Below are 2028 nucleotides of genomic sequence, written 5' to 3' on the forward strand. Positions count from 1 at the left end.
TACGCATCGCTGTACGTCCGGGACTGACCCGACACGCCCTTCTGGTAGGGCGTGTCGTTGATGAACAGCGCCTTCAGGTCTCCGTCGGGACAATACAGGCTGAGTTGCCCGCGCCGCTTCAGGCTTTCGTTGTACTCGTGTGCGTTTGTTACCGCATAGCCCGGCTTCGCTCGTTTGCGCGGTTCGCCCGTCTTCAGTCTTGCCTTGTAAGGCATGAAAGCTCGCTCGTCGGATAGATCTCCGGACTCTTTCTACCCGACCCACGGCCGCCGCGCAAGCGGCCCTCTTGAACAAAGCCGGTCGAGGTCAACTTTGCGCCGGAGGTAGCGCCCTTTCTGCTGGGTCTGCGGAAGGAATTCACTACCTACAAGCTGAAGCACACAGCCGCGCTCCGGTCGGTGTACTCATGGCGCCTGATGGAGATGTTCGCGCAGTACCGCGACACTGGGCTCGTTCGGATCAGCTTCGACGACTTCTGCCACGCGATGGAGGCGCCGCCTAGCTGCCTGAAAGATTTCGGCCAACTGCGTCGACGTGTGATTGATCCCGCTGTCGCTGAGCTCACCGGAAAGGACGGTCTGCTGATTGAGTGGACGCCGACGAAACAGGGCGGCCGCAAGGTGACAGGTCTCGAATTCAAGTTCAAACCCAATCCGCAGCTTTTTCTTCTCTGACGTCGCCTTTTGATGCCTGACTAAGTGGGAAAGTGTCAGAGTGCGTATCGCGCTCTTTTCCCGTGCGAGGCGCGTCAGTACTGCATCTGATGCGCCTCACCACGCTTCACGATGACCACCAATTCGTCAGAATGGCCCTGCAGCGGGGGATAGGCGCGATCGGATCGTCGCTGGCCAAATATGGGTGCCGGCATCGCTGGAATGCCGAGAGCCCATGGCCGCCCTACTCTCGCCCAGCAGATTCTGAATATGCCGATCCCTGTTAGATACCAGTTTGGCACCAAAAAGATATCCTATTTTGCGTCCAGCTCGCGGCGCAGCGCTGCGAGCGCGCGAGCAAGTACTTCACCAAGGGGTTCGTGCAGCTCGTCGGCCAGCGCATCGAGGATTGCCCTCGTTTCGGCTGTCCCTTTAATCGGGATCTGGACGTTGCGCCCGGTTGTATAGCGCCGTTGTTTGCGGGCCGGCTCTGCCTCCTTCACGCGCCCGGGCTGACGGCTCGGGAAGCCGTTTTCGACGGCCAGTTTTTCGATTGCCTCGGGTGCCGGTTTGGGCTTCTTCTCGGGCGTCTTAGTCGCAAAATCATCGAGGTTCAGCAAGGGGTTCACGCGCTCGCTCACGCTGCCGCTCCTTTCTGCTGATTTGCCCGCAGCATGTTGACGACTTCTGAGGCGTATTCCTCGGCGTTCGCGACGGCCTTGTCGATATTCGATACGTCCTTCGGGTCGAGATGCGAGAGCGGCTGATTGAAGGCGAACAGCGCCTTGAATGCCTCGCGTTCATGCAGCTCTGTGTCAAACATCGCGATACCCGCTTCGCGGAAAGTGTTCATCAGATGCGTGGCCGTTCGCGTGCGGATAGCCGGGTTCGTACGCGTAATCAGCACGCCGTACGGTACTGCGCGCCGGGACATTTTCTCCTGCTGCTGAATGACCCGCAGCGCGCGGGACGCTTGTGCCGCGTCGAGCTGAGATCCCTGTGTAGGGACGATCACGAGATCCGCTTGGCTAACGGCCAGCAGAACGATCTTCGCGGCCGTGCCCTCAAGGTCGCCTAGGCTTTGTTCAAGAGGGCCGCTTGCGCGGCGGCCGTGGGTCGGGTAGAAAGAGTCCGGAGATCTATCCGACGAGCGAGCTTTCATGCCTTACAAGGCAAGACTGAAGACGGGCGAACCGCGCAAACGAGCGAAGCCGGGCTATGCGGTAACAAACGCACACGAGTACAACGAAAGCCTGAAGCGGCGCGGGCAACTCAGCCTGTATTGTCCCGACGGAGACCTGAAGGCGCTGTTCATCAACGACACGCCCTACCAGAAGGGCGTGTCGGGTCAGTCCCGGACGTACAGCGATGCGTA

Annotated in this window: 5 protein-coding genes; 2 read left to right on the forward strand and 3 right to left on the reverse strand. The window is 59.9% G+C overall.

Annotation, left to right across the window (positions count from 1 at the left end):
- The coding region (locus GCT19_RS41730) for a hypothetical protein (RefSeq protein WP_227749508.1) at window positions 1–215 on the reverse strand (215 nt) is incomplete at its 3' end.
- A 201-nt stretch (window positions 216–416) separates the two neighbouring features.
- Between GCT19_RS41730 and GCT19_RS41740 the strand changes: the two genes are divergently transcribed.
- Complete coding sequence (locus GCT19_RS41740; RefSeq protein WP_375792066.1) at window positions 417–674, forward strand: replication initiation protein; 258 nt, start codon at window positions 417–419, stop codon at window positions 672–674.
- A 293-nt stretch (window positions 675–967) separates the two neighbouring features.
- Here the strand turns inward: GCT19_RS41740 and GCT19_RS41745 are convergent, their stop codons facing one another.
- Complete coding sequence (locus GCT19_RS41745) at window positions 968–1294, reverse strand: hypothetical protein (protein ID WP_018432611.1); 327 nt, start codon at window positions 1292–1294, stop codon at window positions 968–970.
- Complete coding sequence (locus GCT19_RS41750; protein WP_084598294.1) at window positions 1291–1815, reverse strand: ParA family protein; 525 nt, start codon at window positions 1813–1815, stop codon at window positions 1291–1293. The genes GCT19_RS41745 and GCT19_RS41750 overlap by 4 nt, the downstream gene beginning before the upstream one ends.
- Between GCT19_RS41750 and GCT19_RS41755 the strand changes: the two genes are divergently transcribed.
- Window positions 1814–2028: hypothetical protein (locus tag GCT19_RS41755; RefSeq protein ID WP_227749508.1), on the forward strand; the 215-nt coding region annotated here is incomplete at its 3' end. The genes GCT19_RS41750 and GCT19_RS41755 overlap by 2 nt on opposite strands.

The organism is Paraburkholderia atlantica, from assembly GCF_009362785.1.
Taxonomy (GTDB): domain Bacteria; phylum Pseudomonadota; class Gammaproteobacteria; order Burkholderiales; family Burkholderiaceae; genus Paraburkholderia; species Paraburkholderia atlantica.

What these genes read in the sequence shown, in the direction of transcription:
- GCT19_RS41740 (WP_375792066.1), top strand. Translation starts at nt 417, where the DNA reads ATGGAGATGTTCGCGCAGTACCGCGACACTGGGCTCGTTCGGATCAGC.
- GCT19_RS41750 (WP_084598294.1), bottom strand. Translation starts at nt 1,815, where the DNA reads ATGAAAGCTCGCTCGTCGGATAGATCTCCGGACTCTTTCTACCCGACC.